Origin of the sequence: Microcystis sp. M49636_WE2 (assembly GCF_030065375.1) — a bacterium.
GTDB lineage: Bacteria > Cyanobacteriota > Cyanobacteriia > Cyanobacteriales > Microcystaceae > Microcystis > Microcystis aeruginosa_C.
Window position 1 is genome coordinate 1 of sequence record NZ_JASJFG010001034.1, and the last position, 2,455, is coordinate 2,455.

A 2,455-nucleotide genomic window follows, 5' to 3' on the forward strand; every position below is an offset into this window, starting at 1 on the left:
AGATAGGCTGCCGCCGGCAGTAAACGGGATTGATTTCTCAATATCGTCTCGACCATGGTACAGGCAGAGGAAGCAGGGGCGTAATAAGCGCCGCCAGTTTGCAGTAATTTGACGATTTCAGCCCCACCGTTGCGAGTTCTCTCCACTAGACGATTAATCGTCATCTCGTCCATTAATTCGGTAATCGGCACACCACTGACGGTACAGTAACGGGGTAGGGGTAACATTAAATCACCGTGACCACCCAAAACCATAGCATGAACGTCGGCGGTACTAACCCCCAATTCCATGGCGATAAAGGTTTGTAAACGGGAAGAATCGAGGACTCCGGCCATTCCCATCACTCTTTGGGGGGGTAAACCGGTTGCTTGCCAGACTAGATAGGTCATCACATCAAGGGGATTAGTGATGACGATAAAAATGGCCTCTGGAGAATACTTGAGGCATTTAGTGGCGGCCTCGACGACAATTTTGGCATTGACATTCATGAGATCATCGCGACTCATGCCCGGTTTTCTGGCTAATCCAGCCGTAATCACGACAATATTCGAGCCTGCCGTGTCTTCATAGTTATTAGTGCCGATAATCTCGCTGTCGTGCAGTTCTATGCCCTGAGCTTCCATCAAATCTAGGGCAATACCCTGGGGCAAACCATTGACGATATCGAGGAGAACCACATCGGCGAGGTTTTTTTCGGCGATGCGTTGGGCCAAGGTGCGTCCGACGTTACCGGCACCAATAACCGAGACTCGGGGCGATTGGCAGGGGATGAGTGTATCGTAGAAGTCAACCATGATTTATGGATGAGGCAATATCCTCATCAGACGGGTTCCAGTTGTTCGAGCTTTAGCCACACACTGGGGGTAGGAACATAGAATTTAATCAAAGCGTAATCATCTTTTACATCCAAGACTTCTGCTGTCGAGTTGAACATATAACTGGGTAAACGGCGATCGCTGGCTAGGGCTTCGAGGCTATTTTCTAGGTTTCCCGTCACCACGCGGACTAAAGCTCCTTTCTTAATTGTAGCTGCCATGTTTTTCTCGTTAAATTTGCTGGGGGTTTCTCCCATAAATTGTTACATATTCGGGCAGACCTCTGACAAGGGCTTTTTCAGTCATCAGTGAACTGATAACCGATACCAAAGGCCGAATCTAAAACCTAATTGGTTAAGCTAAAAGCTTTGATGTACTTAGTTTTTGCCCTTCTTTTTAGGTAGGAGAATTGCCAGATTCTTTCTTTTGCATGAGTGCCTGTCGCCCCTTGCCTTCAGAAACTGATAACTAATTCAAGGCTGATGGCTTTTTGGCTTAAGATAAAGTTTAGCCCTCGATCGAGTTCTCGTGTTTTCATGGTTTTACAACTGCGCGTCTACGTTCCCGAACACCCTCTGGTTAAGCATTGGCTGGCGATCGCCCGCGATCAAAATACCCCCCCGGTACTGTTTAAAACAGCGATGACGGAACTAGGGCGCTGGTTAACCTACGAAGCGGCGCGGCAATGGCTGCCGACCCTGGAAACTAGCGTTAAAACCCCTCTAGCGGAATGTCCCGCTACTTTTATCGATCCTAGCGTACCGATCGCCGTAGTCCCGATTTTACGCGCAGGATTAGCCCTGTTGGAAGGGGCGCAAAGTCTTTTACCCCTAGCTAGTACCTATCATCTCGGTTTAGCCAGAAATGAGGAAACCCTAGAGGCGAGTTGTTATTTAAATAAATTACCGGCTAGTTTTGATCCGGCCACGAGAGTGTTAATTCTCGAACCGATGTTAGCCACGGGGGGATCAATTTCAACGGCAATGGCAGAAATTACCAGCAGAGGCGTTGATCCTGCCCTAATTCGCCTGATTTCCGTGGTGGCTGCCCCGCCGGCTTTACAGAAATTGAGTCAAAATTATCCCAGCTTGAACATCTATACGGCTATTATCGATGAAGGACTAAATAGCCGCGGTTACATCGTGCCGGGGTTGGGCGATGCCGGCGATCGAGCTTTTGGAACCTATTAGGAGAAAAACGGATTATGAGTCAGCGAGATGGGTTTGCGGGCGGTTTTTTAGCCGGTGCGATTGTCGGTGGTTTAGTGGGCGGTGTTTTGGGGACAGTGTTGGCTAATCGCAGCCGCCGCGGTTTAGCAGCTGGTGATAATCAGTCCTTTGTGGAGGGTATCCGCCATGGGCGCTTGACTCCCGAGGAAGGCATGGAAATGGCCCGCCGCAGTTTAGAAGATAAAATTGCCCAGTTAAATCTAGCGATCGATGATGTGCGTCAACAGTTAGGATCGGTACAGGAAAACGGCAGCGATCGTTAAATAGGGCCTGCTGAATAAATCTAAAAACCTTGCTGGATAAGACTTTTAGCCTTTTTTGAAATCCAAAAGTACCAGATATGGGAGTGATCAGGGGGAAATTCAGCTACTTTTTCCCTGAAAATTAGGTAATTGACCCCCTCAAAATCGG

General features: G+C 48.5%; 4 protein-coding genes. 2 read left to right on the forward strand and 2 right to left on the reverse strand.

Going from position 1 to position 2,455, the window contains the following annotated elements:
- Together mdh and PX484_RS23740 are read right to left on the reverse strand one after the other, a co-directional pair.
- Nucleotides 1–794 (reverse strand): malate dehydrogenase (mdh, locus tag PX484_RS23735; protein WP_288105876.1); only part of this gene is annotated, 794 nt, incomplete at its 3' end.
- 26 nt (nt 795–820) lie between these two features.
- A complete protein-coding gene (locus PX484_RS23740; protein ID WP_002758722.1) occupies nt 821–1,036 on the reverse strand; it encodes an NAD(P)H-quinone oxidoreductase subunit O in 216 nt (71 codons plus the stop codon).
- Between the two features lie 315 nt (nt 1,037–1,351).
- Here PX484_RS23740 and upp point away from each other — a divergent pair, with 315 nt between their 5' ends.
- Together upp and PX484_RS23750 are read left to right on the forward strand one after the other, a co-directional pair.
- Complete coding sequence (gene upp / locus PX484_RS23745; protein WP_046663119.1) at nt 1,352–2,005, forward strand: uracil phosphoribosyltransferase; 654 nt, start codon at nt 1,352–1,354, stop codon at nt 2,003–2,005.
- A gap of 14 nt (nt 2,006–2,019) precedes the next feature.
- Entirely contained in the window at nt 2,020–2,307 is a 288-nt protein-coding gene (locus PX484_RS23750; protein WP_002803502.1) for a ssl2009 family thylakoid membrane protein, read from the forward strand.
- Nucleotides 2,308–2,455: the final 148 nt, after the last annotated feature.

Excerpts from the sequence above, each read along its gene's own strand:
- PX484_RS23750 (WP_002803502.1), top strand. The coding sequence starts at position 2,020 with ATGAGTCAGCGAGATGGGTTTGCGGGCGGTTTTTTAGCCGGTGCGATT.
- PX484_RS23740 (WP_002758722.1), bottom strand. The coding sequence starts at position 1,036 with ATGGCAGCTACAATTAAGAAAGGAGCTTTAGTCCGCGTGGTGACGGGA.
- upp (WP_046663119.1), top strand. The coding sequence starts at position 1,352 with ATGGTTTTACAACTGCGCGTCTACGTTCCCGAACACCCTCTGGTTAAG.